This is a genomic window from Sphingopyxis sp. OAS728, from assembly GCF_014873485.1.
GTDB lineage: Bacteria > Pseudomonadota > Alphaproteobacteria > Sphingomonadales > Sphingomonadaceae > Sphingopyxis.
The window spans coordinates 4,679,368-4,706,304 of record NZ_JADBDT010000001.1 but is presented as its reverse complement, the minus strand read 5'-3'; the positions used below and the strand labels follow the sequence as shown (position 1 = coordinate 4,706,304).

At 65.1% G+C, this 26,937-nt stretch carries 23 protein-coding genes; 9 read left to right on the top strand and 14 right to left on the bottom strand.

All coding sequences use genetic code 11. The annotated features are described in order from the left end of the window. Positions 1-11 precede the first annotated feature (11 nt). The 3 genes from GGC65_RS22245 to GGC65_RS22235 are packed head-to-tail and all read left to right on the top strand — an operon-like array spanning position 12 to position 2,805. Complete coding sequence (locus tag GGC65_RS22245; RefSeq protein WP_192649148.1) at positions 12-1,052, top strand: isocitrate/isopropylmalate dehydrogenase family protein; 1,041 nt, start codon at positions 12-14, stop codon at positions 1,050-1,052. Then, on the top strand, positions 1,049-2,416 hold the full coding sequence (locus GGC65_RS22240; protein WP_192649147.1) for an NAD-dependent succinate-semialdehyde dehydrogenase: 1,368 nt from the start codon (positions 1,049-1,051) through the stop codon (positions 2,414-2,416). The genes GGC65_RS22245 and GGC65_RS22240 overlap by 4 nt, the downstream gene beginning before the upstream one ends. Beyond that, the gene (locus GGC65_RS22235) at positions 2,413-2,805 is read left to right on the top strand and encodes a cupin domain-containing protein (protein WP_192649146.1); all 393 of its coding nucleotides are present in this window, start codon (positions 2,413-2,415) and stop codon (positions 2,803-2,805) included. The genes GGC65_RS22240 and GGC65_RS22235 overlap by 4 nt, the downstream gene beginning before the upstream one ends. A gap of 3 nt (positions 2,806-2,808) precedes the next feature. Here the strand turns inward: GGC65_RS22235 and astD are convergent, their stop codons facing one another. The 4 genes from astD to GGC65_RS22215 all read right to left on the bottom strand — a co-directional run bounded on the left by astD (position 2,809) and on the right by GGC65_RS22215 (position 10,285). Further along, positions 2,809-4,224, bottom strand: a complete 1,416-nt coding sequence (gene astD, locus GGC65_RS22230) for a succinylglutamate-semialdehyde dehydrogenase (RefSeq protein ID WP_192649145.1) — start codon at positions 4,222-4,224, stop codon at positions 2,809-2,811. Then, a complete protein-coding gene (locus tag GGC65_RS22225) occupies positions 4,221-5,420 on the bottom strand; it encodes an aspartate aminotransferase family protein (RefSeq protein ID WP_225940961.1) in 1,200 nt (399 codons plus the stop codon). The genes astD and GGC65_RS22225 overlap by 4 nt, the downstream gene beginning before the upstream one ends. 158 nt (positions 5,421-5,578) lie before the next feature. Continuing rightward, the gene (locus GGC65_RS22220; RefSeq protein ID WP_192649144.1) at positions 5,579-7,834 is read right to left on the bottom strand and encodes a TonB-dependent siderophore receptor; all 2,256 of its coding nucleotides are present in this window, start codon (positions 7,832-7,834) and stop codon (positions 5,579-5,581) included. A 192-nt stretch (positions 7,835-8,026) separates the two neighbouring features. Beyond that, complete coding sequence (locus GGC65_RS22215) at positions 8,027-10,285, bottom strand: TonB-dependent siderophore receptor (RefSeq protein ID WP_192649143.1); 2,259 nt, start codon at positions 10,283-10,285, stop codon at positions 8,027-8,029. A gap of 137 nt (positions 10,286-10,422) precedes the next feature. Here GGC65_RS22215 and gcvA point away from each other — a divergent pair, with 137 nt between their 5' ends. Beyond that, positions 10,423-11,325, top strand: coding sequence for a transcriptional regulator GcvA (gcvA, locus tag GGC65_RS22210; RefSeq protein WP_192649142.1), 903 nt, complete (start codon positions 10,423-10,425; stop codon positions 11,323-11,325). A gap of 11 nt (positions 11,326-11,336) precedes the next feature. On the opposite strand, the gene GGC65_RS22205 is transcribed toward gcvA, so the two are convergent. The 5 genes from GGC65_RS22205 to GGC65_RS22185 all read right to left on the bottom strand — a co-directional run bounded on the left by GGC65_RS22205 (position 11,337) and on the right by GGC65_RS22185 (position 17,136). Beyond that, positions 11,337-12,368: an arginine N-succinyltransferase gene (locus tag GGC65_RS22205; RefSeq protein ID WP_192649141.1), complete on the bottom strand. Its 1,032-nt coding sequence runs from the start codon at positions 12,366-12,368 to the stop codon at positions 11,337-11,339. Further along, positions 12,368-13,492 (bottom strand): PepSY-associated TM helix domain-containing protein, encoded by a 1,125-nt coding sequence (locus GGC65_RS22200; protein WP_192649140.1) that lies wholly within the window; start codon positions 13,490-13,492, stop codon positions 12,368-12,370. The genes GGC65_RS22205 and GGC65_RS22200 overlap by 1 nt, the downstream gene beginning before the upstream one ends. Next, positions 13,489-14,919, bottom strand: a complete 1,431-nt coding sequence (locus tag GGC65_RS22195) for a M20/M25/M40 family metallo-hydrolase (RefSeq protein ID WP_318780219.1) — start codon at positions 14,917-14,919, stop codon at positions 13,489-13,491. The genes GGC65_RS22200 and GGC65_RS22195 overlap by 4 nt, the downstream gene beginning before the upstream one ends. Positions 14,920-15,051: 132 nt before the next feature. After that, positions 15,052-16,467 carry a sensor histidine kinase gene (locus tag GGC65_RS22190; RefSeq protein ID WP_192649139.1) on the bottom strand — a complete coding sequence of 472 codons (1,416 nt, stop codon included), beginning with the start codon at positions 16,465-16,467 and terminating at the stop codon, positions 15,052-15,054. Continuing rightward, positions 16,468-17,136 carry a response regulator transcription factor gene (locus GGC65_RS22185; RefSeq protein ID WP_192649138.1) on the bottom strand — a complete coding sequence of 223 codons (669 nt, stop codon included), beginning with the start codon at positions 17,134-17,136 and terminating at the stop codon, positions 16,468-16,470. An 83-nt stretch (positions 17,137-17,219) separates the two neighbouring features. Between GGC65_RS22185 and GGC65_RS22180 the strand changes: the two genes are divergently transcribed. Next, on the top strand, positions 17,220-18,335 hold the full coding sequence (locus GGC65_RS22180) for an ABC transporter substrate-binding protein (protein ID WP_318780218.1): 1,116 nt from the start codon (positions 17,220-17,222) through the stop codon (positions 18,333-18,335). A gap of 11 nt (positions 18,336-18,346) precedes the next feature. Here the strand turns inward: GGC65_RS22180 and GGC65_RS22175 are convergent, their stop codons facing one another. The 3 genes from GGC65_RS22175 to GGC65_RS22165 form a co-directional block, all read right to left on the bottom strand. After that, a complete protein-coding gene (locus GGC65_RS22175) occupies positions 18,347-19,666 on the bottom strand; it encodes a CitMHS family transporter (protein ID WP_318780217.1) in 1,320 nt (439 codons plus the stop codon). Positions 19,667-19,879: 213 nt separating this feature from the next. After that, the gene (locus GGC65_RS22170; protein WP_225941288.1) at positions 19,880-21,448 is read right to left on the bottom strand and encodes a serine hydrolase domain-containing protein; all 1,569 of its coding nucleotides are present in this window, start codon (positions 21,446-21,448) and stop codon (positions 19,880-19,882) included. A 117-nt stretch (positions 21,449-21,565) separates the two neighbouring features. After that, the gene (locus tag GGC65_RS22165; protein WP_192649135.1) at positions 21,566-21,970 is read right to left on the bottom strand and encodes a hypothetical protein; all 405 of its coding nucleotides are present in this window, start codon (positions 21,968-21,970) and stop codon (positions 21,566-21,568) included. A 4-nt stretch (positions 21,971-21,974) separates the two neighbouring features. Here GGC65_RS22165 and GGC65_RS22160 point away from each other — a divergent pair, with 4 nt between their 5' ends. The 4 genes from GGC65_RS22160 to GGC65_RS22145 all read left to right on the top strand — a co-directional run bounded on the left by GGC65_RS22160 (position 21,975) and on the right by GGC65_RS22145 (position 24,329). Then, positions 21,975-22,607, top strand: coding sequence for a PepSY domain-containing protein (locus GGC65_RS22160; protein WP_192649134.1), 633 nt, complete (start codon positions 21,975-21,977; stop codon positions 22,605-22,607). Beyond that, a complete protein-coding gene (locus GGC65_RS22155; RefSeq protein WP_192649133.1) occupies positions 22,604-22,804 on the top strand; it encodes a PepSY domain-containing protein in 201 nt (66 codons plus the stop codon). Before GGC65_RS22160 ends, GGC65_RS22155 begins: the two co-directional genes overlap by 4 nt. Before the next feature lie 116 nt (positions 22,805-22,920). After that, positions 22,921-23,136: a hypothetical protein gene (locus tag GGC65_RS22150; RefSeq protein ID WP_192649132.1), complete on the top strand. Its 216-nt coding sequence runs from the start codon at positions 22,921-22,923 to the stop codon at positions 23,134-23,136. Next, complete coding sequence (locus tag GGC65_RS22145) at positions 23,136-24,329, top strand: carbohydrate porin (protein ID WP_225940960.1); 1,194 nt, start codon at positions 23,136-23,138, stop codon at positions 24,327-24,329. Before GGC65_RS22150 ends, GGC65_RS22145 begins: the two co-directional genes overlap by 1 nt. 27 nt (positions 24,330-24,356) lie before the next feature. Here GGC65_RS22145 and GGC65_RS22140 read toward each other — a convergent pair whose 3' ends face one another. Together GGC65_RS22140 and GGC65_RS22135 are read right to left on the bottom strand one after the other, a co-directional pair. Further along, positions 24,357-25,175: a hypothetical protein gene (locus GGC65_RS22140; RefSeq protein ID WP_192649131.1), complete on the bottom strand. Its 819-nt coding sequence runs from the start codon at positions 25,173-25,175 to the stop codon at positions 24,357-24,359. A 32-nt stretch (positions 25,176-25,207) separates the two neighbouring features. After that, positions 25,208-26,920 carry a gamma-glutamyltransferase gene (locus tag GGC65_RS22135; protein WP_192649130.1) on the bottom strand — a complete coding sequence of 571 codons (1,713 nt, stop codon included), beginning with the start codon at positions 26,918-26,920 and terminating at the stop codon, positions 25,208-25,210. Positions 26,921-26,937 lie beyond the last annotated feature (17 nt).

Here is a 26,937-nt window from a genome sequence, read left to right as displayed (position 1 = left end):
AACAGGCGTTTATGACCCATATCCTCACACTTCCAGGCGACGGCATCGGTCCCGAAATCACCGAAGCCACGCTCGCCATCGCCCGTGCCGCAGGCGGCGACACGATCCGCTTCGAAACGGTGGACATCGGCCTTGCCAGCCTTGCGGCACAGGGGAGCACGCTTCCGGATGCGGTGCTGGACGCAATCCCTGCTGCAGATGGCGTGATCCTCGGCCCGGTTTCGCACTATGATTACCCTGCGGGGCAGCCCAATCCGTCGGCGAAGCTGCGCACCCACTTCAATCTTTTCGCCAATATCCGCCCGTGCCGCGCGCGCGAAGGGCTGTCGATCCTGCGCAAGCCGATGGATTTGGTGATCGTGCGCGAGAATACCGAGGGTTTCTATGCCGACCGGTCGATGCACATGGGGCCGGGCGAGTTCATGCCAGACCCCGAGAGCGCCTTTGCGATCCGCAAGATCACCGCGCCGGCTGTGCGCCGCGTCGCCCGCGCGGCCTTCGAGCTGGCCGCCGAACGCCGCCGCAAGGTGACCGCGGTGCACAAGGCGAATGTGCTCAAGCTGACCGACGGGTTGTTTCTGCGCGAAGTGCGCGCGGTCGCGGCCGACTTCCCCGACGTGACGCTCGACGAAGTGATCGTCGACGCCGCGGCGGCGCTGCTGATCCGCAGCCCCGACCGCTTCGACGTCATCGTCACCACCAACATGTTCGGCGACATATTGTCCGACGAAGCCTCAGAACTCAGCGGCAGCCTCGGTCTCGGCGGGTCGATCAACGCGAGCGACGATATTTGCGTCGCGCAGGCACAGCATGGCTCGGCGCCTGATATTGCGGGGCAAGGCATCGCCAATCCGACCTCCCTGATCCTGTCGGCCGCGATGCTGTTCGACTGGCTCGGCCGCAAGCGCGGCGATGCGGCGCTGGGCCACGTCGCGCGGCGGATCGAGGCGGCGGCCGAGGTCGCGCTCGCCAATCCCGCGACACGCACGCGCGACATCGGCGGGCCGCTCGATACGCGCGGGTTCACCGACGCCGTGATCGCCGCGCTATGATCGCGACTATCGATCCCGCGACCGGCGAGACGCTCGCGCGCTTCGACGTCCACAGTCCGGCCGAAATCGACGCACGGCTGGAACGCGCCGTGCGCGCGCAGGCGGCGTGGCGGTGGCAACCCGCCGAAGAGCGTGCGGCGTTGCTTCCACGCCTCGCGGCCAAGCTGCGTGCCGAAAAGGAGGCGCTCGCCGCGCTGATCACAAGCGAGATGGGCAAGCCGATCGCCGAGGCGACGGCCGAGGTCGAGAAATGCGCACTGAACTGCGATTTCTACGCCGAACATGCCCCCGCGATGCTCGCCGACGCGCCAATCGCGGCAGTCCCCGGCACTACCCTTGCCTTTGAGCCGCTCGGCGTGATCCTCGCGATCATGCCGTGGAACTATCCGCTGTGGCAGGTCGTCCGCTTCCTCGCCCCCGCGCTCGCCGCAGGCAATGGCGCGATCCTGAAGCATGCCGCCAATGTCCCGCAATCGGCGCTCGCGCTCGAACGACTGGTGGCAGAGGCGGGCTTTCCCGAAGGCCTGTTCGCGAACCTGTTTGTCGAGCCTGCTGCGGTAGCAGATGTCATTGCCGACCCGCGCATCGCGGGGGTTACCCTGACTGGGTCGACAGAAGTCGGCGCGATTGTCGCCGGACAGGCTGGCGCGGCGCTCAAGAAGCAAGTGCTCGAGCTCGGCGGCTCCGACCCGTTCGTCGTGCTCGCCGACGCCGACCTCGACCGCGCTGCACAGGTTGCGGTGACGGCGCGCTTCACCAATGCCGGGCAAAGCTGCGTCAACGCCAAGCGCTTTATCGTCGAAGCGAGCGTGGCCGACGCTTTTGCCGAACGCTTCCTTGCGGGCATCACCGCGCTGAAGCTGGGCGATCCGCGCCATGCCACAACGACACTGGGGCCGCTCGCGCGTGGCAATCTGCGCGCGGCGATCGACGATCAGGTCCAGCGCAGCATTGCCGGGGGCGCAAAGCTCCGCACTGGCGGCACAATGCCCGACGGTGCGGGTTTCTATTATCCCGCAACCCTGCTCGATCATGTCGCGCCCGGCATGGCAGCGTTCGACGAGGAAACCTTTGGCCCTGCCGCCGCGATCGTTCGCGCGGCAGATGCCAACGAAGCGCTCGCGCTCGCCAATCGCACCAGCTTCGGCCTCGGCGCCTCGATCTGGACCGCCGACACCGACCGCGGCCGCACACTCGCACGCCGGATCGATGCGGGGGCGGTGTTCGTCAATGCGATGGTCGCATCCGACCCGCGCGTGCCCTTCGGCGGGATCAAACGCTCGGGCTATGGTCGCGAACTTGGCGAAGCCGGGATGAAGGAGTTTACCAATATGAAGACGATCCGCGTGGCGGACGCCGCATGAGCGCGCCCCAAGTCCTCGTGCCCGAAGGGTTGCCGGTTAAGGACCGCGGCAATGGCGTCGTCACGACGCCGCTGGTCACCGCTGGCCGCGGGTCGAAATCGATGCTCAACGGCATCACGCACATCGCGCCCGGCGCCGCGGTGCCGCTGCACATCCACAATTGCGAGGAAAGCGTCGTCGTGATGTCGGGCGTCGGCAAGGTGCATATCGACGGCGTCGAAACGCCCGTCGCGCCCGGCGTCACGAGCTGGATCCCGCCCGAGGTGCCGCATTGCTTCCTCAACCTCGAGGGCAGCGAGCCGCTGGTGATCTTCTGGACCTATGCGTCGATCGACGCGACGCGGACGGTGATCGCCACCGGCGTCACCACCCGCATCGACGAAGAATAGTCGTCAGGCGACGCCCTTGAGCGTCGCCAGCTGGTCGACCGCACGGTCGGCTTCGAGGGTCGCGACCGGCCAGGCGCAATAATCGGCGGCATAATAAGCGCTCGGCCGGTGATTGCCGGAGTCGCCGACGCCACCGAAGGGCATGTCCGACGATGCGCCCGTCGTCGCGCGGTTGCGGTTCACGACACCGGCGCGCGCTTCGACGCGGAAGCGCGCCCAGAGAGCATCATCGTCGCTGATGAGGCCGGCCGACAGGCCGAAGCGTGTCGCATTGGCCGCAGCCAGCGCGGCATCGAAATCGGCGACGCGGCGGACCTGCAGCACCGGCGCGAAAATCTCCTCGTCGGGGACATCGAACCCCGTGACGTCCAGGATCGCCGGGCGCACAAACGCCGCCGAACGCCCGTTAACACCGTCGAATGCGCGGATGACCCGCGCGCCCAGCCCAACCAGGGTTTCGACCTGTGCCGCCGCGCGTTCGGCGGCGACCCCCGAGATCAGGGGTCCCATGAAAGGCTCGGGCGTTTCGTTCCACGCGCCGATCCGAAGGCGACCAGCGAGCGCAGCGACGGCATCGACGATAGCACCGCCTGCCGCGCCCTCGGGAACGATCAGGCGCCGGGCGCACGAGCAGCGCTGCCCTGCCGTGATGAAAGCCGAGCCGGCAATGATCGAAGCGGCCGCATCGGGATCCCCATCCCATGCGATCAGCGGGTTGTTGCCCCCAAGCTCCAGCGCGAGGATAACCGCAGGCCGGTCGGCGAACAGGCGACGGAAATGCGCGCCCGCGCCCGCCGAGCCGGTGAACAATAGCCCGTCGATATCCCGCGCGACCAGCGCCACGCCAGTGTCACGCCCGCCCTGGACGAGGATCGCGGCATCCTGAGGAACACCCGCCGCGTGCAACGCCTCGACAAGCAATTGCCCGACCAGCGGCGTTTCTTCGGACGGTTTGAAGACGATCGCATTGCCCGCGAGCAGCGCCGGCACGATATGGCCGTTGGGCAGATGGCCGGGGAAATTATACGGGCCGAGCACTGCCATAACGCCGTGCGGACGGTGATCGAGCCGCGCGCGCCCGAACGCGGTTTCGCTTTCGCGCGTACCTGCACGTTCAGCCATCGCCTTGATCGAGATCGCCACCTTGCCGATCATCGACGCAACCTCGGTCTGCGCTTCCCACAAGGGCTTGCCCGTCTCGCGCGCGATAGCTTCGGCAAGCGCGGCCTGCCGTTCGCCCAGCACCGCCGCGTACCGCTGAAGGACGGCGATACGTGCCTCCGCCGACCGCCCAGCCCAAGCGGGAAAGGCTGTTCGCGCCGCGGCGACGGCGCGCGCGCAATCGTCGGCCGACGCCGCGACGCCTTCCCAGAGGGTTTCGCCGCTCGCCGGATCGATTGAGGTGAAGGGTTGGCTCATGCCGCGACCTCGACCGCTGCCATCATCGCCGCGCATGTTGCGTCGAGACGCGCGACCACCTCGTCGGCTTCGACAAGGCTCATCGTCAGCGGCGGCAACAGGCGGACGATATTGTCGCCGCCGCCCGCAACGAGCAGGCGCTGATCGCGCGCTGCGGCGATAAAGGCGCGGTTGTTCGGCACGAGCTTCAGCGCGATCAACAGGCCCTTGCCGCGCACATCCGTGATGACGTCCGGCCAGCGCGCTGCGAGCACGGCAAGACTGCCGCGCAGATGCTGCGACAGCGCCCGCGCATGTTCCAGCGTTTCGGGTTTGGCGATCTCGTCGAACGCCGCGATCGCCACCGCCATCGCGAGCGGATTGCCGCCAAAGGTCGATCCGTGGCCGCCCGGCGCCATTCCCGACGCGGCTTCGGCGGTGGCAAGGCAGGCGGCGACCGGGAGCCCCGACCCCAGCGCCTTGGCAACCGCCATGATGTCGGGTTCGGCTCCTGGGAACCATTGATGCGCGAAGAGCTGGCCGGTGCGCCCCATGCCGCTCTGCACCTCGTCATAGATCAAAAGGACGCCCGCCGCGGTGCAGGCGGCGCGCAGGCTTTCGAGGAAGTTCTGCGTCATCGCGCGAGCGCCGCCCTCGCCCTGCACCGGCTCGATCAGTACGGCAGCGGTCGTCGGATCGCCGATCGCTGCAGCCAGCGCAGCCCAGTCGTCGGGTGACCGATGAACGAAGCCCGGCATGGGCGCGCCGAAGCCGTCGAGGTGCGCCGCATTGCCCGCGGCGTTAAGCGCCCCGTATGTGCGACCATGGAAGGCGCCGTGAAAGCCGATAATCGTCTGCCGCTGCGCATCGCCCCGCACCGCATGATAACGGCGCGCCACCTTGATCGCGCACTCGACGGCCTCGGTCCCGGTATTGGCGAAAAAGACCGTGTCGGCAAAGCTTGCCGTGGTCAGCCGCGCAGCCAGCGCATCCTGCCCCGGTACTTCGAACATATTCGACACATGCCAAAGCTTGTTTCCCTGCTCCGTCAGCGCCGCGACGAGTGCCGGGTGGCAATGTCCCAGCGCGTTCGACGCAACGCCCGCGACGCAATCGAGATAAGGTTCGCCGCCTTCGGAGCCATAAAGCCAAGCCCCCTCCCCCTTGACGAAAGCGAGCGGGGCGCGGGCGTAAACATTCATGAGCGGGCTGGTCATCGCATTCTCCAAAGGCTGTGCGACGACTATGTTAAATTCCAAAACGTCAAGTTTGAAGGATATACACTCCAATATATTTGGAGTTTTTTGAAGATTATCATTCCATATTGGAATGAAGCCGGGATGGGTATGCTCCCCACCCCGGCAGTGGAGGAGCCTTAGAAGATTTTGGTCTCGATCGAGAATTTTACCGTCGAGGGCGCAGCCTGCGACAGCAGCAGCCCGCCGGTCGACGCCCAGTGACGCTTGCCGGTGATATTCTCCGCACTGATTCGGAAAATCGTGTCGACGCCGGCGATGTCGGTCGAATAGCCCGCGCCGAGGTCGAACAGGGTGTGCCCCGGGATGAACGCCTGATTGCGCGAGTTAATCGCCCGGTTGCCGGTGTGATAGACTGCGCCGTTGATGCTGAAACCCGGCAGCATGTCGGTGAAGCGATATTCGGTCGCGAGCGAGAAGGTGCGCTTCGGCGCATTCTCGACCCGGTTGCCGACGATCGTCGGCGAGATCGTTGGCGTCAGGATCGTCGGCGCGCCCGAGGAATAGGTGGCATCGAGGAAGAGCGCGCTGGCATAGACCGACCAGTCGGGCGTGACGTTACCCGTCGCGCTCAGTTCGACACCCTTGTACGTCGAACGGCCGTCCTTCACCCAGCGGTTCGCGCCGTTGAGGACGGCTGAATCGCGCTTGATGTTGAAATAGGCCGCCTGGAACAGGAAGCCACGCCACGGTTCCCACTTCACGCCGCCTTCATATTGCGTCGAGGCGCTCGGCGGGAGCTGCTCGTTGGCGTTGACCGCAGTGGTGGGCGCGCCCGGGGTCGATTCCAGCCCCTCGATATAGGTGCCATAGATGCTCACCGATTCCACGGGCTTGAGCACGCCACCGAACGACAGCGACACCGGCGATGCCGAGAAGGTCTTTAGACCCGTGTCGAGGCGCTTCTCCTGATAGTCCGAAATGCGGACCCCGCCGAGGATCTGGAGCCATTCGGTAACCTTCATGCGGTCGAATATGAATATCCCTTTGTCGGTGATCTGCGTCGGATTGTTCTCGGCCGCGAGCGGTTCGCCGAGTTGCGGGATATCGTGCGGATCGGTGATGCTCTGACGGCAGGTCTGGCGCGTCGCGCCGGCCGGGATCGGCGTCGTCGGGAAGCCTGCACCGAGCAGCGCGCCGGTCGCGCTGTAGAAACAGGTCTGCGCCGTGCTGGCCGACGAGCGGTTCGCGCGAATGTTGATCGAGCCGCCGATCAGCAGCTCATGCTCGACACCGAACGTATCGAGCGCACCCGCGATCTCGATGCGGTAGTTCTGGTTCTTGAACTTCGCGACCGGCTGATAGCTGATCGACAGCGGGGATTCGCCGACCGGGCCCGTCGCCGGATTGGTGTTAATCACATTCGGATCGAGCGTGTTGAAGTGACGCGCGCGCTCGAGTTTCGAAATGCCGGCGCTCGCGACGATTTCCCACGCCGGGCTGAATTTCCAGATCGCCTTGCCGAGCAGGTTGGTCGACTCGGTGCGGTTATATGCCCAGTCGGGGCCGAAGTTGGTGCTGGGATCGATCAGGTCCGGGATAGCGATCGCAGGATTGAGGTTCGTCGGCGTCGCAGCCGGCACCGAAATGAAGCGATAGATGCCGGGCTCGTTGATTTTCTTGAAAATATGTTCGCCGTCGAGCTGTATCGTCAGATTGTCGGTGGGCTTGATGTCGAACGCCCCCGCGATCAACGTCCGCGTTCCGCGCGTATGATCGATGCCCGAATCCGGCCGGTCGTACACCGCGTTGATGCGGTAGCCGAGGATGCCGGTCGTGCCGCCGAAATCGACATGCCCGCCGATCCGGCCGTGGCTGTTGCCAAAAACCTTCAGCGCGAGCAGCGGATCCTGCGTCGGCCGCTTCATCGTCAGGTTGATGATGCCCGACGGCGTCGTGAAGCCATAATAGAGCGCCGACGCGCCCTTCAATGCCTCGACGCGCTCCTTGTCCTCGAGCGGCAGGTCGGTGAGGTTGATGATCGGCAGCGTGCCGTTGAGGCGATAGTTGCCGCGGTTTTCGACAAGGATGCCGCGGATCGCGAGATTGTTATAAACCGTCGGCGCGGTTTCGGCGGTGGTGACACCAGCCGTGTTCCGCAGCGCATCGATCAGGCTGGTCGACTGCTGCGTGTCAAGCACGTCGCGCGGGATCACGGCGATGGTCAGCGGGGTGTCGAGCTGCTTCGCACCGCGGAAGCTGCCGACCTGGACCAGTTCGGTACCGGTCTTGTCCGCGGTGACGACAATCTCATCGAGCGCCGGTCCGTCGCGTTCGTTCGTCGCGCCGCTATCCTGCGCAGAGGCAACACACGGCGCAACAAGCGCACCAAAAGCAGCGCCAGCGAGAAACAGCGATTTAGGCATATGCGTCATAGTCCAACCCCTTCCACTTGTTTTGATCCTCACGCGTTTCGGCAGCCTTTCGCGCATAGCGAAAGGACCGCGACCGGCAGGCCGGTGCGCGAAACTGACTTCGGAAAGGCTCTTTGATCTTGCGGTGCCGCGGACGCCCCATCCCGTCCGCGGCACGACACTGCGGCCGAGCCTCGATACCGCCCTTGAACGCTAGAAGTTCGTCGTGATCGAGAACTTCACCGTCGACGGCGCGCCCTGCGCCAGGAAGTCGAGGCCGGTGGTCCCCCAATAACGTTTGTCGCCGACATTTTCCCACGTCAGGCGGAAGGTCGTGTCGGTCCCCGCAACCTCGGTGTTATAGCCGAGACCCAGGTTATAGGTCGTGTAGCTCGGCACCATGATGTAGTTTTGCGGGTTCAACGGGCGCTTGCCGACATGATAGGCTGCGGCATTGACGATCAGCCCCGGCACGAACGACGTGAACTTGTAATCCGCCGCAAGCGAGAAAGTCGTCCTTGGTGCGCCGTCGACGCGGTTGCCGACGTTGCTCGTCGCCTGACACCGGAGGGCGGCGGCGTTCGCGGTCGGAACGGTGGTCGTGCAGCGGTTGGTGGTCGTGTTGAGATAGGTCGGCAGACCGCCCGACGACAACAGAACCGTGTCCTGCCCTTCCTTATATTTCGCGTTCAGCAACAGGCCGGTCGCATAGACCGTCAGTTCGGGCGTGATCTGCCCGGTCGCGCTGAATTCGAAGCCGCGATAGACTTGGCGCCCGTCCTTCACATAATCGTTGTTGCCGTTCACGAACGCCGCACCGCGGTTGATGTCGAAATAGCTCGCGGTAAGCAGCACGCCGCGCTTGGGCTCATATTTGATCCCCGCTTCATACTGGCGACTTTCCGACGGTGGCAGGATTGCGCCCGAATTGTTCGCCGTCGTCGGCGCGAGCGGCGTCGCTTCGAGACCTTCGATATAGGTGCCGTAGATGCTGAGCGAGCGGAACGGTTTGACCACTGCGCCATAGGAGAAGGAAGTCGGCTTGCCCGAGAAGGTTTCGACACCCGTCACGCGCTGCTTTTCGGTGTAGTCGGAGAAGCGCACGCCGCCGAGCAGATCGAGGAACGAGCCGATGCTCACGCGGTTGAAGACGTAGAAGCCGATGTCGTTGACCTGCACCTTGCGGCTGTCGTTCGCGCCATAATTGGGATTCGCGAACGGCACCTCGGTGAAGTCGAGCGGATCGGCGATATTCTGGACGAAGGTCGCGTTGACCGTGTTCGGATTGTCGCGGTTGCGGACATTCTGCGACGCGCCGATCAGGATGTTGTTCTTCACAAACCCGAGGTCGATCACGCCCGCCAGTTCGGCGCGGATATTCTTGTTGAGGTTGCGTTCGCGCGGCGCATTGCCGACGGTCAGCGTATAGCGATCGCCGCCGAGCGGGGCGCCGAAATCGATGAAGCCCGACTTGCGATAGCGGAAGGAGTCGGACTGGCCGACGCTGCCGCTGAGCTCCCAATTGTCTGCGAACTTCCAGCGCGCCGCGAGCAACAAATTGGTTTCGGTCGCGCGCGTCCGCATCCAGTCGCCGGCACCGAAGTTCAGCTTGTTGCTACGGAACACCGGCAACACGCCCTGCGGATCGGGCGTCCCGACCGTCTGCGGCGTTTTGGTCGTATAGCGATAGGTCGCGGGCTCGCCAGCGCGGTTCGAGATATATTCGGCGTCGAACGAGATGGTGAGGTTGTCGGTCGGCTTGAGGTCGAACGCTCCGCTGACCAGCGAGCGCCGGCCTGCGGTATTATCGATCCCTGAATCGAGATGCGCATAGACGGCGTTGATACGCGCGCCGAACAGGCCATCGCCGAAGGTGTTGCCATAATCGGCGCTGCCGCCGATCTGGCCGTGCGCGTTACCGAAGATCGAGACCGAGAAGGTCGGCGTCTCGGTCGGCCGCTCCATCACCATATTGATGATGCCCGACGGGGTGGTGAAGCCGTAATAAAGCGCCGACGCGCCCTTCAGCGCCTCGACGCGCTCCTTGTTCTCGAGCGGCAAGCCGACGAGGTTGACGATCGGCAGCGAGCCGTTGAGGCGATAATTTCCGCGGTTGTCGACGTCGATGCCGCGGATCGCGAGGCTGCTATAGAAAGTCGACGTGATCTGCGAGCTGGTGACGCCCGCCGAGTTGCGAAGTGCGTCGCTGAGCGTGACCGCCTGCTGGCTTTCAAGCAGCGTCTTCGGGATAACCGAAATCGTCAGCGGCACATCGAGCTGGCGCGCGCCGCGGAAACTGCCGACCTGCACCGCTTCGGTGCCCGTGCGGTCGGCGGTAACGACGATTTCCTCGAGGCCCGAAGCCTCGGGTTCGGGGGCCGCATCGGCCTCCTGCGCGAAGGCTGCCGACGGCGCCAAAACCGCGCCGAGCGCAGCCCCGGCAAAAAGCAGCGACTTATGCATTTTAATCATAATAACTTCCCTCCAAATTCCCTGGCCCAATAATTGAGGGGGGCATCTCTTGCTCCTTCCCCACAAAATCTTTTTGAATTTCACAAATTCCGGTTCGCGTCTTGCGATCTTTTCATGTTTGAGTATGACGTTTGCTCATGAACGAACATGCCCGCCGACTGCTGCCGCCGATGGCCGCGCTGCACAGCTTCATGGCCGCCGCGCGCCACGGCAGCTTCTCCAAAGCCGCCAACGAAATCGGCCTGACGCAGAGTGCGGTGAGCCGGCAGGTCGCGACGCTCGAAGAGTGGCTGCAAACCTCGCTGTTCGACCGCAATGGCCGCCGCGTTCAGCTGAGCGCCGATGGCCGCGCCTATGCCGATGCGATCGGACCGGCGCTCGCGGCGATCCGCGTCGCGACCGCGCGGGCGCTCGCCGAACCCGCCGAAACGGTGCTGCGCATCGCGACGCTGCCAACCTTTGGCATGCGCTGGCTGGGACCGAAGCTGGGCCAGTTGACGCGCGACATGCCCGACCTCGAGATCGAGTTCGCCGCGCGCACGCACGAGTTCGATTTCGCCGAAGACGGGTTCGACGCCGCGATCCATTATGGCCTGCCGACCTGGCCCGGCGCCGAGCATGACCTGCTGTTTCGCGAGCGCGCCATCCCGGTGATCGCGCCGCGCCTGCTGGACGAACATCCTGTGGCCGCGCCGCGCGACCTGCTGCAATTCCCGCTGCTCGTACAGGCCGAGCGCCGCGATGCCTGGCGTTTGTGGCTGCACCATATGGGCGTGCCCGTCGACCGCATGATCGCTGGCCCGACCTTCGACCATTTCCTGATGTTGGCACAGGCCGCAGCCAGCGGGGCCGGCGTCGCGCTGCTGCCCAGCTTCATGATCGAGCCCGAGCTGGAATCGGGGGCGCTCGTCTGTCCGTTCGATCAGGCGGTGGTCGGTGAGGCCGCCTATTATCTCGCCTATCCGGCCGAGCGGCTGAACAATCCGCGTTTCGCGCGGCTGCGGACATGGATCCTTGCCGAGGCGGCCCAGCAACGCTGACGCCCGCGCGGTCATGCCGCCAGTCCCAATTGCGCGGGCGACGAGCGAAGCTGTTCGCCTCGATCGACACCAAGCGCCCGCACGACATCGTCGCCGAGCGCGATCTCGCCCGGCCCCGGCCGCGCCGACGCGAGCGTGACCCGAAAGCGGGCGAGGTCGCCGGTGCAGATCAGATAGTCGGGCGCGCCGGGCGCAAAGTTCGGCGACAGCGGAACCGGCAGACCGCAGCGCGACTGCCGCACGGTCGCGATCTGGTCACGGTCGCAATGCACCTGCGGCCCGACGTCGAACACGTCGACATAGCCTTCGTAACGGAAGCCTTCCTGCATCAGCATCGCCCGCGCCGGCGCGCTCGCGTCGTGCGGGCGCCCGATGACGGCACGCGCAGCATCGGGGAGCAAGTCGATATAGATGGGATGCTTGGGCAGAAGTTCGGCGATAAAGTCGGCGCCGCGCACCGCGCTCAACCGGTCGGCGGTCGCGAAATCCATGTTGAAGAAGCGTGCACCAACCGCATCCCAGAAGGGATTGCGCCCGTCGGCATCCTGCCACCCGCGCATTTCCGCCATCAAAAGTGGGGCAAACAGGTCGGGCCGCGTCGCCACGAGCATATAGCGCGCGCGGGCGAGCAGGCGTCCGGCGCCGCTCCCCTTCTCGCTCGGCCGCACCGCGAGCGTCCCGACTTCGGTCGTGCCGGTATAGTCGTTGGCAAGCGTCAGCATCTCCACGTCGCAGCTCGCGCCGACCGCCTGGCTCCGCTGGATCAGCCGGATGCGCTTGTAGGAAAAGAAGCCGAAGGGCGCGCCGACCGAGGGATAGAGCGCCGACGTCCCGAGCAGCCGTCCCTCGGCGTCTTCGAGCACCAGCATATAATGCGCGTCGGCGCGGTCGATGTTTCCGGCAAAGCTCGCGACCGACCGCTCGACCTTTTCGGCGAGCGCGGTCCTGTCGGCGGGCAGCGTCGTCATCCCCGGACCGAGGCTTTCGGCAAGGTCGACGAGTCCGGTAAGGTCGCGCGTTTCGATCGGGCGAACGACACGCATCAGGCGCTCTCCGCCATCGCGCGCGCGCGCGTTACCGGCGCCCGTTTCCGCCCGCGCGTCGTGCGCGAATACCAGAGCCACAGCCCGCTCGCCGAAAGCCCGGCGAGCGAAAGCCCAGCGACAACCATGAGCAGGCGGGTAGCCGTGCCGCCGAACATGCCCGTGTGGAGCGTGATCAGCCAGTCGACGATCTCGGTGCCCACGGGCAGCGCGCCCGAGACATAATGGCCGACGTCGCTGCCGTCGTAGCGGTTATAATAGATTTGCTTGGCCCCCTCGGCGCGAATGGTGAGGTCGCTTTCGAGGAAGATCGCCGCGACGCGACCACTGTCGGAAAAGCGGATCTGGCGCAGTTCGGTCGGACCATATTCGGCGCGCGCCTTCGCCACCAGCCGATCGACAGGCACCATCGTCGCGCTGGGCTGCTCGGGCACTTTCGGTGCCGGCTTGTCGGTCACCGGCGTGACGATGCGCAGCACATTGCGAAACTCGGGTTTCCAGACCATCAGCACGCCGGTCGTCGCCGACATGACAAGCACGATGGCGATCGACGCGCCAACCGCACGGTGCAGCGTCCGCCATTTGAGATCGGCGCCGCGGCCGGTGATCACCTTGAACCCCTGTTTCAACCGCTTGCGTCCGGGCCACCAGACGATCGGACCGGTCAGCGCGAGGAAGAGGAGGCCAAAGCCCTCGATCCCCACGATCGTTTCACCGAACGGGCCCGCGAGCAGGCTGTCGTGGATCAGGAAAATCCATTCACCGGGCCATGCCGCCAGCGAGCCGTCGCGGACGATGACGCCGCGATAAGGATCGACCGCGGTCAGCCAGCGCGTCCCGTCCTTTGCAGTCAACTTGAACAGCACCGCCCCATCGTCCCACAGCGGAAATTCGGCGCGGCTGACCGGTACGCCCGGGTGCCGGGCCTCGACGGCGTCCATCAACGCCTGCACCGGCACGCGCGTCGCCGCCGGCTCGACCACCAGCGCCGGATGGATCACCCGGTCGATCTCGTCGCGAAAGACGAGCGACATTCCGCTCAGCCCCTGAATCGTCAGCAGCACCGCGAGGGTCAGCCCGACCCAGCGGTGAAGCTTCAGCAATTGGGGCTTCAGTGCCTTCATCGCGCGCTCGCGTAGGTCTTGACGAGGCGATAGAGGAACTGGCGCGCGTCATAGAGCGACTTCACGCGCACGCGTTCGTTGAGCCCGTGGACGCCATTGCCATCGGGATCGACGAAGATTGCCGAAATTCCATAGGTCGGGATGCCCGCGCTATTCAGGAAACGCCCGTCGGTCGCGCCGGTGCTGATGTTGGGGATCACCGGCACGCCGGGCCACATTTCGGCAACCAGTTTCTCAACGGGCTTCATGATCTCGGGAGTCAGCGGCGGCGGTGCGGGCACCGGGCTTGGTTCGTCGGCGGCGGTGACCGAAATCCGCGGATCGGCGACCACCTCGACGATTGCCTTGTGGATCGTGTCGACGCTGGTGCCCGGCAGGATACGGCAGTTGACGTTCGCCTCCGCGCGCTGCGGCACCGCATTATGCGCATGGCCGCCCGTGACCTGCGTGTTGGTGCAGGTGGTGCGGATCATCGCATTCCAGACCGGGTCGGCCTTGCTCAAAAGGTCGAGCGCGGCGGCATCGTCCTTGCCGGTACCGACTATGCGCATCGCATCGCCCTTCTCGCCCGGATAGAGCGGCGCCGAGCGGGCAAAGAAATTGCGCACGGCCTCGCCCGGCATCGCCGGGAAGTGATAATTTCCGACGCGCGCGAGCGCCTCGGACATCCGGGTGATCGGATTGTCGGGGTGCGGTCGCGCGCTGTGTCCGCCCGGCCCCGTCGTCGCGAGCGTGAAGTCCTGATAGACCTTCTCGCCCACCTGGATGCCGAAGGTGCGCGGTGCGCCCTTGTCGTCGAGCCAGCCCTTGCCGCCCTCGTTGATCGCAAAGCCGGCCTTCAGCGTGTCGGGCTCGGTCGCCAGCAGATATTCGACCCCGTCGAACACGACATCGGTCTCTTCGCCGCAGGTCAGCGCGATCTTGATCGTACGGCGCGGCTTGAACTTATCTTCGCGGTAGCGGACCAGCGAGTCGACGAAGATCGATGCCATCGCCTTGTCGTCGATCGCGCCGCGCGCGAAGAAATAGCCATTTTCCTCGACCAACTTGAAGGGGTCGCGTTCCCAATCTTCGCGCTTGGCCTCGACGACATCGATATGCGCGACGAGCAGGATCGCCGGCGCCCCGGGATCGCTGCCGGGAATTTCGCCAACGAGATTGCCGAATTTCGGGAACTTTTCGGGGACCACGACGCGGAACTGATTCTCGGGATAGCCGGCCGCGACGAGGCGCGCCTTCATCCGGTTCGAAGCCAGCGTGCAATCGCCATTCGACAGCGAGGTGTCGGTCTCGATCAGCTCCTTATAGGTCTCGCGGAACCGGTCGCGGCCGGCATCGGCCTGCGCGTGTGCCGCCACGGGCAGCAGCAGACAAGCGGCGAGCGCCGCATGTGACAATGAATACCGAATGACGCCGAATGGACGCACGATAAGCTCCCTCCCAGAAGGTCCGACAAGACTGATGTGCGGGCTGCGCCCCGCGCTCGCCCTTTTTGGGCGATGTTTATGGGAGGAGCCTATGCCGGCTTCCTGTCACTGCGCTGTCACGTTGCAGCCGGGTTACGAAACGGGGTCGTAGCTGCGCTTTTCCGCTGGCGGGACCGGAAAACGAACCGTCACGCGCAGTCCCGGCGAAGCGCCGCGATCGGCAAGTTCTATCTCTGCGCCAAGGCTGTCGGCTAGCGCGCGAACGATCGCCAATCCCAGGCCGCTGCCCTCCCGCCCGCGATCGGGCGCCAGCCGTCCGAAGCGTTCGAACGCGGTCGCGCGGGCATCGGGCGGGATGCCGGGGCCTTCATCTTCGATGATCACGACGCCCTCATCCAACACCGTGACCGTCACCACGCCCCGGTTGCGATTGTAGCGGATCGCATTGTCGATCAGATTGCCCACAAGCTCCCCCGCGAGGTCGGGCTGGGAGAGGACGGTAACCGCGTTTCCAGACGCCTCGAAATGCAGGTCGATCCCGGTTTTCACCGCCTGCGGCGCTTGCTCGACGCTCGCCGCGCGGGCGATTTCCACCAAGTCGACCGGCGCACGCATATCGGGTCCCCCCTCGCGCGCACCCTCGGCGCGAGCGAGCGCCAAAAGCTGGGTGAGCAGCCGTTGGAGTCGTCCTGTCGCGACTTCGATATCCGTGACCGATTGCTGCGCCGGCCCCGCAGGCAGCTTTGCCGAGCGCAGGGCCGCGACATGCGCGCGCAGGATCGAGAGCGGCGTGCGCATCTGGTGCGACGCGTCGGCGGTGAACCGCCTTATGCCCTGCATCGCGGCATCGAGACGGCCCAGCAGGCCGTTGAATGCGCCGACGAGCCCGCGCAGTTCGACCGGGACATAGTCGAGCGGCAGCGGGGTAAAATCGGCTTCGCGCCGCGTCCCCATCGCGCTGAGCACGCGCTTGAGCGGCGCCAAGCCCCAGCGCACCGCGAGCGGCAGCAGTCCGAGCGATACCGCAATCAATAGCACCTCCAGGATCGCGAGCGCGACGAGCATCCTGTTGCGCAGCGCATGTCGCGCCTCGAGCGTTTCGGCGACCTCGACGATGACCGGCTGGTTGATCCGCGGCACCTTGCGTGCGACCGCGGCAATACGGATGCGATAATCGCGATAATGGGCGTATTGAAAAACCATCTCCCCATCGTCGTCGGGCAGCTTGCTCACGCGCGGAAGATCGGGATAACCGGTCAGCAGCTCGCCGTTCGCCCACACGCTGTAATAGACATTATCGCGCGCGTCATTTTCCAGCATGCCCAGCGCCGACGCCGGCAGGTCGAGCGTCACCTCGTCATTTTCGAGCGCGAGCGTTTCGGCGATCGCGCGCGCCGACGCGCCGAGCAGCCGGTCGTTCACGCCCTCGACGACCTCATTGATCGTCACCGCACCGCCGACGCCGAGCAACAACGCGAGCGCGGCCAAGGGGAACCCCATCCCCACCATCATCCGGCGTGTGATCGAACTGACGCGCCGCGCCGTCACTCAGTCTTCTTCCATCAGATAGCCAAGCCCGCGCAGCGTACGGATCGTCGGGCCGTCGGGCTCAAGCTTCTTGCGCAGCCGCGCGATATAGACCTCGATCGCATTGGGCGCGACGGGCTCGTCATAACCGAACACCTCCGACGCGAGCCGGTCCTTCGACACCACCTGCCCGACGCGCGAGAGCAGCCGTTCGAGCACGACCCATTCACGGCGGCGCAGATCCAGGTCGCGGCCGTCGATCCGCGCGATATGGTGCGAACGGTCGAATTCGAGCTTGCCGACGCGGATCACCGGCGCGGGATCGACCTGCGGGCGGCGCAGCAGCGCGCGGATGCGCGCGGCGAGCTCGCGCGGCTCAAAGGGTTTGAGCAGATAATCGTCCGCCCCAAGGTCAAGCCCCCTCACCCGGTCATCGATCTCGTCGCGCGCGGTCAGGATCAGCACCGGCGCATGGCATCCCTTGGCGCGGAGCGATTTCAGCACGTCGAACCCCGACATGTCGGGCAAGCCGACGTCGAGCGTGATGATCGCATAAGGTTCGTCCGACGCCATCATCAGCGCGGACGCGCCGTCGGGCGCCGGGTCGACCGAATAGCCCTCTGCGGTCAGCGCCGCGACCAGTCCGCGCGACAACGCGGCATCGTCTTCGATCAGTAATATGCGCGCCATTGCCTCGATCCGTGACAGCCGGTTGACAGGTTGACCATGTTTCCCTTGGCCATAAACATAAGTGAAATTGGGGAGAAGAACACGTGACGCATTTTGCGGGGCGAAGGAAGTTTGCAGCAACGGCCCTGCTGGCGATACTGGCCCCGGCGCTGCTCACCTCCGCCGCCAAGCCGCTCAGCGATCCGCCCAAGGGTTATCCGCGCTCCTATCGCACGATCATGGACGCCGCGCGCACCGAGCGCACGATCGTCATCTATTCGACCACCGACCGGCGCGAAGCCGCGGGCCTGATCGCGGCGTTCGAGAAGCGCTATCCGTTCGTGCGCGTCGACTATCGCGAAATCACGACGGCCGCGCTGCACAATCGCGTCATTGCCGAAGCGCGCGCAAAACGCCCGGGCGCCGATCTCCTGTGGAGCGCTGCGATGGATCTGCAGACCAAGCTGGTCAACGACGGCTATGCGCAGGCCTACGCCTCGCCCGAAAAGCCGTATCTGCCGGCTTGGGCGGTGTGGAAGAACGAGGCCTGGGGCACGACCGCCGAACCCGTCGTCTTCGCCTATAACCGCAAGCTGGTGCCGGCCGCCGATGTGCCGCGCACCCACGCCGACCTCACCCGCCTGCTGCGGGCCAAGGCGCGCTATTATCGCGGCCGCATCGCGACCTTCGATCCCGCCCGGTCGAGCGCCGGCTATCTGTTCCTGAGCCAGGACCTGCAAGTCAGCCGCGACACCGTGCCGTTGATGGCGGCGCTGGGGCAAACGAAGGTCACGACCTACCCGACGAGCTCGGAAATGCTCGCGCGGCTTGGCGACGGGCGGTTGGCGTTCGTCTATAATATGATCGGATCCTACGCGCTCGAACGCCAATCGCACGATGCCAACATCGGCGTCGTGATGCCCAGCGACTATACGCTGATCATGTCGCGGATCGCGATCATCCCCGACCAGGCGCGCCACCCCAATGCGGCAAAGCTGTTCCTCGATTTCATGCTGTCGCGTGCGGGCCAGGCCCAGCTTTCCTATCGCTATATGACGCCGGTCCGCGCCGACGTCCGTGCCCGTGCGGGCGCCCGCGCGCCCGCCAGCGCCGCCCGCACGCTGCGCATCGGCCCGGCGCTGATCGCCAACCTTGATCAGATGAAACGGCGCCGCATCATGACCCAATGGCAGGCGGCCATCGGTACCCCCAAGAAATAGCGCGCCGCCCCTCATCCAGCGTAGAGCGGAAAGACGCCGAGTAGCAGGCAGGTCGCCATGAAGACGAAACATGCGCCCAGCGCCCAGCGGAAGATATATTTCTGATGATCGGCAAGTTCGAGACCCGACATGCCGACGAGCAAATAGGTCGAGGCGACGAGCGGGCTGAGCAGGTGGATCTGCTGCCCCACCAGTGACGCGCGCGCCATTTCCATCGGCGTCACCCCATATTCGGCGCCCGTCCCGGCGAGGATCGGCAGCATGCCGAAATAAAAGGCGTCGTTCGAGATCAGGAAGGTGAAGGGCATGCTGAGCAAGGCGGTGATCGGCGCCATATAGGGGCCGAGCGCGTCGGGAATGACCGCGATCACCGAGCTGGCCATCGCATCGACCATCTTCGTTCCCGACAAGATACCGGTGAAGATACCCGCCGCAAACACCAGGCTGACGGTCGCCATCGCATTGCCCGCGTGCGCCGCGATGCGGTCTTTCTGCTGCTGCAAATTGGGATAGTTGACCGCGGCAGCAATCGCGAAAGCGCCCATGAACAGAATGACGAGCGGGATCGACCCGCCGATCAGGAGGCCGAGCAGGCCGAGGGTGAGCGCAAGGTTGAACCAGAAGAGGCCCGGACGGCGATGATCTTCGCCGTCCATCTGTTCGCGAATCACTTCCTCGCCGGTCGCGTCCTCGTCGACCGCATCGGCGGGCAGCAACGCGAGCCGCTTGCGTTCGCGGCGGCCGAAAATCCACGCGACAAACAGCACCCAGATCGATGTGGTGATCATCGCCGGGATCAGCGAGACAAACAGTTCGCGCGGATCGACGCCGAGCGCCAGCGCGGCGCGCGTCGTGGGCCCGCCCCATGGGACGACATTCATCACCGCGACCGACATCATGATCAGGCACGCCATGATGCGCACGTCCATCTTCATATGGCGATAGAGCGGCAGCAGCGCCGAGACGGTGATCATGTAAGTAGTGGTGCCGTCGCCGTCCAAGGCGACGATCAGCGTCATCACGGCGGTGCCGATGCAGATGCGCATCGGGTCGCCATGGACAATGCGGACGATCGTCTTCACCAGCGGGTCGAACAGGCCGACGTCGATCATCAGCCCGAAATATAGGATCGCAAACAGCAGCATTACGCCGGTCGGTGCCAGGTCGCGCACACCCTCCAGCATCATGTCGCCCAGCCCGGCGCCGAAGCCGGCGATCAGCGCGAAGATCGTCGGCACGACGATAAGCGCGATCAGCGCCGACAGCCGCTTGGTCATGATCAAGGTCATGAAGGTGGCGACCATCAAAAATGCCAGAAGTGTCAGCATCATCCCCGTCTCGATTACAGGCGCCTGCTTCGTCGTGCACCTTGTTTCATGCTCTGGCTAAAAGGCGATGCCTGTCATGCTGCTGTCACGGCGCGCAGAGACTTTTTCGCAAATCATTTCAAAATTCTAGCGCAAGAAAAATCCCCCAGCGCTCGCCGCGCCGGGGGAAGGAAATCGGGTGTTGGTGTCAGGTCAGCACCCTCACAGCTGGTTCGATCAGGCGATCCGGCCCGTCAGGGTCGGCAGCCGCTCCTCGGCCGAGTTCACATTGACGCTGCGGTCGACGGTAACGCCGTCGGCGGTGAAGGTGCAGACAAGCGTGTCGCGGAATGCCGTTTCGACGAACTGCCAGATCATCTCGAGCTTATTGGCCGCGGTCCAGCGCGCGCCCGCGACAACCCGCTGGCTCGGCGGCCGATATTCATGGTGCAAACGGTTGCCCGTCATGCTCGTATCCTGTTCGAGATAGTCGGCGAAGCCCGCGGTGACCGTATGTTCGCCGTGTGCATCGCGCATCCGGTAGGTGCAGCGGTCCCCGGCAAAATCGAACGACATCCATTCGGCGCCCTGATCGTTCGCCTCGATCGTCAGGCGCTTACCGCTGACGCCGGGCGGAACCGGCAAATTGCTCGCTGCAAGCGCTGGCAGCAAACGAAGCCCCGCGGTCTTGCGCTGCAGGACCACCGCATCGGGATCTGCCGGCAGTTTGTCCGCGACGAAGGCGGCCGGGAAATGCTTCCAGATCAGCGGCTTGATCTTCTTGCTGCCCTTGATCGCCGAAAACAGCGCGAGAACGGCATTATGTTCGGGAAAGACGATCGACATCTGGCTGAACAGACCGAGCGCGAGATAGGCTTTGCCCGGCCCCATCCACCATTGATAACCATAGGCGCCGTCTTTGTCGCCCGGCGTCTGCTCGGTCGTCGCCTCGCGCACCCATTTTTCGGACAGGATGCGGTGGCCGTTCCATGTCCCGCCGCTGGCATGCACCGCGCCCAGCTTGACCGACGCCGCGGTATTCCACGTCAACCCGTTGCCGCCGGGACTGACACCGCCGGGGCTCGTGTCCCAATGCCAACGGTCGATGCCCATCGGCTCGAAAAAGCGCGGCTTCAGATAGTCGGCCATCGGCTGTCCGGTCGTCTTGCTGACGATCGCCGAGAGCATGAAGCTGGCCGCGCTGGTGTATTGGAAATGCCTACCCGGCTGATGCACCACCGGAATCTTGAAGAATTCGGCCGCCCAGGGCGTGTCGATCGGGCGCCATTTCGACCCCGACGTCTCCTCGTCGTGACCGCATTGCATCGTCAGCAGATTGCGCACCGTCATCGCGCGCATATTCTCGCTGGCGTCGGCCGGCACATATTCGGGGAAGAAAGAGACGACCTTGTCGTCGAAGCCGAAGCGCCCCTCGTCGATCGCCAGGCCAGCCGCGACCGCGGTTACGCTCTTGGTCAACGAGTGGGTGATATGGATACGCCCCGGCGAATAGGGCCACCACCAGCCTTCGGCAACGACGTGGCGATTGCGCATGAGCATGAAGGAATGAAGTTCGAGCCCCGCGCTTTCGACGTCGGCAAGAAAGGCGAGGACCGCGTCGGACGAGACGCCCTGCGCCTCGGGCGTGCTGCGCAGCAAGCCGTCCCTGTAGGTGTCGGGCTGGACCGGACCGAGACCGGGGGTGGCGGCCGATACGCGGCCGATACGGTCGACACAGCCACCAAGCATTACAAAGGCGCTGGCTCCCATAACAAGCTGCCCGGCCCGCCGCCGCGTCAGGTTCATGTCATTCACGGCGTCACTCCCCATTTTTTCGATCAGGGCCGCATCGTGCGGCCCCCGGCTGTCACCACGCTGTCGCAGGCGCAACGCGAAATAAAAGCGGCGGGCCGACGCCGACGGTCAGGGCACGACCGTCGGCTTGGTCGAGGCTTCCCAGACGTCCGAGCTAGTCGCAACCAGTTCCTTCATGTCGCGCCAGGGGCGTCCGCCGGCAATGCTATTTCGGCCCTGGATGACGCCCGTCGCGAACGCCACCATCCGCTCTCGCACTCTTCCCTGTTCCTCTCCGGGCCATACTTCATAGGGATGCGGCGCGCGCACCACGACCAGCTCCTTCGGCCCCCGAACGCGGCGATAGCTTTCGACGGTTCCCTGCAGCGAGGCGGCATAGTCCCACAGCCCGCGCGCAAAAAAGGCGGCGGGCCATTTGTCGATGCCGCCGAGGATCGCCGAACTGGGGAAGAAAACCAGATTATTTTCGACCGCGTTGCCCCCGATGAAATGAGGTCGGTCGCGGCCGGCCACATCCGTGCAGCCGTCGCCGCGCCGCCGTATCCCGCCCCTTCACCGATGGCTGAGCCTCGGCGCTGCAATCTTCTGGTTGCTCCAGGCGATTACGGGTATCCTGATCGTCTTCCATTGGGAAATCGCCGACCGGACGATTTCGGCGATCCATCGCCCGACCGAACTCGGCGCGATCGAACGGCGGATCGAGGCGCTCGTTCCGCCCGGAAGCGGCGGCAAGGTCACAAAGATCTGGACGACCGCGGGGCTCACCGACCGCTACACCATCTATCTCAAGGACAAGGACGGCGAGAGCCGCAAGGTCCGCATCGCCGGCGACGGCACGATCCTGAAGTTCGAGGACGGCTTTGGCGAGTTGATCGGCGCCGCTCCGGTTTCTCTGCCCGACAATGCGATGACGGGTCCACCGGTGGGCTTTGTAACGGCGGCGTCGGCCGCGCTCGCCGCCATCCCGGGCAGTCGCCTGACGCAGGTTGCCTGGCCCAAGGACGGCGATGCGACCTATCGCATCCGCGTCCGCGCGCCCGGCGAGATCCGCCGCGCCTATGGCGGCAGCATCGTCCTGGTCGACGCGAATGACGGCAGCGTCCGCGGCCCTATCCGATTGCCGAGGCGGAGCCTGCGCGCGCGTTCATGAGCGCCTTGTTCCCGATCCACACCGGCGAAGCCGGCAGGATCGTCGGACACCTGTTGTCGATCGTGATCGGCCTGTGGCTGATCACGATGATCGTCGCGGGCGTGCTGCTGTGGGCCAAACGCCGCAAACCACGGTCAAGACCCGTGTCAGCCTCGCGTCAGCAACGGTCGATAAAGACGGCCTCCGGAGAGGAATAGAATATGCAAGACGGGCCGCACTCTTCTCGCCATGAAGACGCTTAGCCTCGCTGTGGCAGGGCGGCTGGCCTCTCGCGGCGATTTCCGTATCGCCTATAATTTTCTCGGAGGTCGAGGTGGACTCGGTGCTCTCAGCGTTCAGCCACGACAATATCGACCTCGCGACCAATTATCGCCTGCACGGCCTTGGCATTTCCTACATCCCGGCGTCGCGCCTGCAGCTTGACCTGCTCTGGTATCACTATCGCCCGCTCGATCCGCGCTATGCCGGATCGCTGCAGCCGTCGGACTGGCTCGACCGTATCCGCCTAGCCTTCATGGTGAGTTTCTGATGCTTCTTTCCGCCCTGATGCTTGCAGCCGCCGGCGAGGAGGTGACCCTGCCACCGCCGCACGGTCATTTGCCGCACGCCCACACGCACGCGCCTGCGGAGATCGACGAAACGCACGGCCCAGTACTTTTGCAGGCCACCTACACGGCCGAAGTGATCGGCAACGCGTCGGGCGGCTTGAAGCGCGGGACGCGCTACCTCGACAATTTCGACCTCGTGCTGGAGGCCGATATGGAAGCGCTCGTCGGCTGGAACGGCGCACAGCTCCATGTCTACGGCCTCTACAACAACGGCAAGTCGATCAGCGACCTCGTCGGCGACGCACAAGCGGTCAGCAATATCGAAACCGGCACCTCGGCATTGCGACTATACGAAGCATGGGTCGACCAGAAGCTCGGCGAACATGTGTCGGTGCGCGCAGGGCTCTATGATCTCAATTCGGAATTCGACGCGCTCGACGCAGCGGGGCTGTTCGTCAGCAGCCCGCATGGCATCGGCACCGATTTCGCGCAGAGCGGGCAGAACGGCCCCTCGATCTTTCCTTCGACCTCGCTCGCGGCGCGGCTGGCGGTCACGCCGGCCGAAGGCTGGACGGTTCGCGCCGCGGTTCTCGACGGCGTTCCCGGCGATCCGGCGCATCCGGGACGGACGGCGGTCAAGCTCGGTCATGCCGACGGCGCGTTGCTCGTCGGCGAGCTTGAGGCGCCGCTGGGCGAAGGCAAGCTGCTGCTCGGCCACTGGCGCTATACTGCCGACTTTGAGCGCAACGACGGGAATGCCGCAGGCGACGGCAATGCCGGGACCTATGTCCGCGCCGAGGTCCCGCTCATCGAACGATCGGGCCGCAGGGTCGACGCATTCGCCCGGCTCGGCACCGCCAGCGGGCGGTATAATATGTTCGACCGTTTTGCGAGCGGCGGCCTCAAATTCAGCGGCTGGGTCCCTGGACGCGAAGCGGACGAGTTCGGCATCGCATTCGCGGCCGCCTTCACGTCGGACTCATGGCGCGCGGCGACGAGCGCGGCGTCGGCCGAGGTCGCGGTAGAGGCGACCTATCGCGCGCAGGTCGCACCGTGGCTCGCGGTCCAGCCGAACATCCATTACATCCACCGCCCGTCGGCCGACCGCGCCATCACGGACGCGCTGGTTATCGGCCTGCGCGCCGAGGCGAGTTTCAGCCTTTTGGGATTCTGAAGCCGCCTCGAAAATCGCCGCGCGCCATCAACCGCCCTTCTTTTGCGCTCGCGCCGCCCGGACACCGGCGAGAAACTGCGCTTCATCGACCTTCATCGCCAATCCCTTGTCCGACAGGAAAAATGCAGCACGAGGCATGGTGATATTGCCTTCGCTCGTCGCCAGCACCGCGCCTTGGGGCGCCATCGCCGTGACCTTGCCAAGCACCGCGGCACCATCGGCGCTGCGGACCTCGGCGCCGGGTTTCAATGCGCCGTCTACCGCCGCGGCATCGGCCTCGGCCTGCCTCAGGACCGCGAGGATCTTCGCCTTAGGCGCTTTCAACGCCGGTCCCTTGGCGCCCTTCACAAAGGCGTTTTTGGGAACCACCAGCCCATTGCCGTCGATCGACACCGCAACCCTGTCACCCGACACTTTCGCTATCTGGCCAACTTCTTCGCCATTCTGGTCATAGACCTTGACCCCGGTGGCGAGCGAAGCGGCCGGCGCCGCTTCCTGGGCTTGCGCCAAGGGGGCAGCGAGCGATATCGCGCTTGCCAGGCAAAGCGCGGCGATCGGGCCGAAGAGTCTGGGCATGAAACGCTCCTGTCGAACAAATATGCCCGCCCGTGCCGCATCGCCCGACGCCACGCCAAATGCGATGTTGCCCGGCCGTGCAACGGACGCGGCGAGCCGACGTCGCGGCCCAAAGTAGCCGCCTGAGTGATCGACACTCTTGCTTCCCATTCGAAACGCCAGCTCGGGGTAAAATAATGCAACGGGCGCTGGCGATGCTGAACTGGGCGGCAAGCGACGATCGCCCGGACCTCCGGTGATCTGTCGAACTTTTCGGTCGTTGTGCATCACCGTTTCGATATCACCGTGCGCTGCGGGAACCGTCAGAGAATCGCCGCCGCCTGCCCATTGGTATAGCGCGGCGAAATGGCCGTGAGGTCGCCGGTCGACGGATCGCGCCGGACCGCCACCCATAGCCCCTGTGCGAAGCGTGCCTCGGCGGGCGGGATCGATCTGATTTCAAGCCCTGTTGCATCGAGCAGCTCTTCCGAAAACTCGCCATCGACGACGCGCAGGATCAGTTCGCGCTGGCTGCCGTCGGGCGAGATCGGCAGCAGCAGGCGCGGCGCATCGGCGGCCTGCTCGATCGTCATTCCGAAGTCGATCACGTTCAAGAGTGATTGGGTCGTCTGATAATGCAATCCGACCCCCATCGACGACCAGGCGATTTCGGGCTGACCGTCCTTGATCACGAGCCCGACCTCGATCGGATTGGGCAGTTGCGCGCCGCGCGGCGTCGCCGCGACCATTGACTGCATATAAGCGGCGGGGTCGCCGACCGACACACCATCGACGACGATCGCGGTCTGGCCCCAGATCAGGCAATTGATCGAGTGACAGAGCGCGGCCATGTTGCCGTCGGCATCGACCGCGACAACGACGTCCGAATGCGTCCCCTTCGGAAGGAAGCGCACCGGTTCCTGATCGACCAGCCGCTGCCAGAGCTCGCCGGCATGTTCGCGGGTCAGGCGCGACGCGCGGCTCATGTCGATACCCGGAAAGGCCTTTTGCTGCTCTTCGGGGCTTTCGTAGCGCATCCCGCCGATCGCCGCGCAGCATTTGGCGAGCCGTACAAGGCTGTCGGACGAGGTCGACCAGTGGCCGAGTTCCTTGATCCCTGCGGCCTCGGCCAGATTGAGCGATTCGATGAGGTTGACCGAGCCTTCGCAGGGCTCGCCGAGGACCGCGATCGTATATCCCTCCCGCTCCACCGTGGCGGGGGTTGACCAGATTGGGCGATAGTCGACGAGGTCCTGTAGCGTCATCTTGCCGCCGTCGCGCTGTATCGCCTCGACGCAGCGCGCCGCCCAAGCGCCCTTGTACATATAGTCGGCGCCCTCGCTCGCGACGCGGCGGAGGGTTTCGGCGAGCGCGGGTTGGCGGAAATGGTCGCCCTCGACATAGGGCGTGCCGTCGTCCTTGTAGAAGATCGAGCGCGTTTCGGGCAGGCGCGCGAGGTCCGCCTTGCGCACGTCGATGTAGCGCGCGAGCCCCGCCGAAACCGCGAACCCGTCCTCGGCGAGTTCGATCGCGGCGTCGAACAGGCGCGCGAACGGCAGCCTGCCGAAACGCCGGTGCGCTGCCTCGAGCCCGCGCATGAAGCCGCCGACCATCGCAGTGCGTCCCGACGGTTCGCCTTCGAGCATCATGTTGGTCACGCCGTCGGCCGCCGGGTTGAGCTTGCCCGGGATCGACATCGGATCGTCCTCGGCGAGCACGGTGTTCCACCCCGCATTGAGCGAGGTCACGTCGTTGCTCGCCGCGTCATAATGCATGAGCGACAGGATGCCGAAGAAGCTGATGACCGCGCCGCCGCCGAGGACGATCTGCGCGAGTGCCGTGCTCATCACCGCATCGACCGCCGAGCCGCCCTGCCGCAGCGCCTCTTCGCCAACGCGCGCCGCAAGCCCGTTGAGCGCGGTCGAGACGGCGCCGCCCCTGCCCCGCGCGGGCGGATTGCCGGGAAGCGCGGTCTGCTGGATGTTCCAATAATGCTCGCGATCGGCTTCGGGCCATGCGGAGGGGCCGAGGGTCATGGGGAGGTCCTTTGCTG

What these genes read in the sequence shown, in the direction of transcription:
- GGC65_RS22240 (WP_192649147.1), top strand. Translation starts at nt 1,049, where the DNA reads ATGATCGCGACTATCGATCCCGCGACCGGCGAGACGCTCGCGCGCTTC.
- GGC65_RS22170 (WP_225941288.1), bottom strand. Translation starts at nt 21,448, where the DNA reads ATGAACCTGACGCGGCGGCGGGCCGGGCAGCTTGTTATGGGAGCCAGC.
- GGC65_RS22200 (WP_192649140.1), bottom strand. Translation starts at nt 13,492, where the DNA reads ATGAAGGCACTGAAGCCCCAATTGCTGAAGCTTCACCGCTGGGTCGGG.
- GGC65_RS22215 (WP_192649143.1), bottom strand. Translation starts at nt 10,285, where the DNA reads ATGATTAAAATGCATAAGTCGCTGCTTTTTGCCGGGGCTGCGCTCGGC.
- GGC65_RS22235 (WP_192649146.1), top strand. Translation starts at nt 2,413, where the DNA reads ATGAGCGCGCCCCAAGTCCTCGTGCCCGAAGGGTTGCCGGTTAAGGAC.
- GGC65_RS22145 (WP_225940960.1), top strand. Translation starts at nt 23,136, where the DNA reads ATGCTTCTTTCCGCCCTGATGCTTGCAGCCGCCGGCGAGGAGGTGACC.
- GGC65_RS22220 (WP_192649144.1), bottom strand. Translation starts at nt 7,834, where the DNA reads ATGACGCATATGCCTAAATCGCTGTTTCTCGCTGGCGCTGCTTTTGGT.
- GGC65_RS22225 (WP_225940961.1), bottom strand. Translation starts at nt 5,420, where the DNA reads ATGACCAGCCCGCTCATGAATGTTTACGCCCGCGCCCCGCTCGCTTTC.
- GGC65_RS22135 (WP_192649130.1), bottom strand. Translation starts at nt 26,920, where the DNA reads ATGACCCTCGGCCCCTCCGCATGGCCCGAAGCCGATCGCGAGCATTAT.
- GGC65_RS22205 (WP_192649141.1), bottom strand. Translation starts at nt 12,368, where the DNA reads ATGCGTGTCGTTCGCCCGATCGAAACGCGCGACCTTACCGGACTCGTC.
- GGC65_RS22185 (WP_192649138.1), bottom strand. Translation starts at nt 17,136, where the DNA reads ATGGCGCGCATATTACTGATCGAAGACGATGCCGCGTTGTCGCGCGGA.
- GGC65_RS22175 (WP_318780217.1), bottom strand. Translation starts at nt 19,666, where the DNA reads ATGATGCTGACACTTCTGGCATTTTTGATGGTCGCCACCTTCATGACC.
- gcvA (WP_192649142.1), top strand. Translation starts at nt 10,423, where the DNA reads ATGAACGAACATGCCCGCCGACTGCTGCCGCCGATGGCCGCGCTGCAC.
- GGC65_RS22155 (WP_192649133.1), top strand. Translation starts at nt 22,604, where the DNA reads ATGAGCGCCTTGTTCCCGATCCACACCGGCGAAGCCGGCAGGATCGTC.
- GGC65_RS22245 (WP_192649148.1), top strand. Translation starts at nt 12, where the DNA reads ATGACCCATATCCTCACACTTCCAGGCGACGGCATCGGTCCCGAAATC.
- astD (WP_192649145.1), bottom strand. Translation starts at nt 4,224, where the DNA reads ATGAGCCAACCCTTCACCTCAATCGATCCGGCGAGCGGCGAAACCCTC.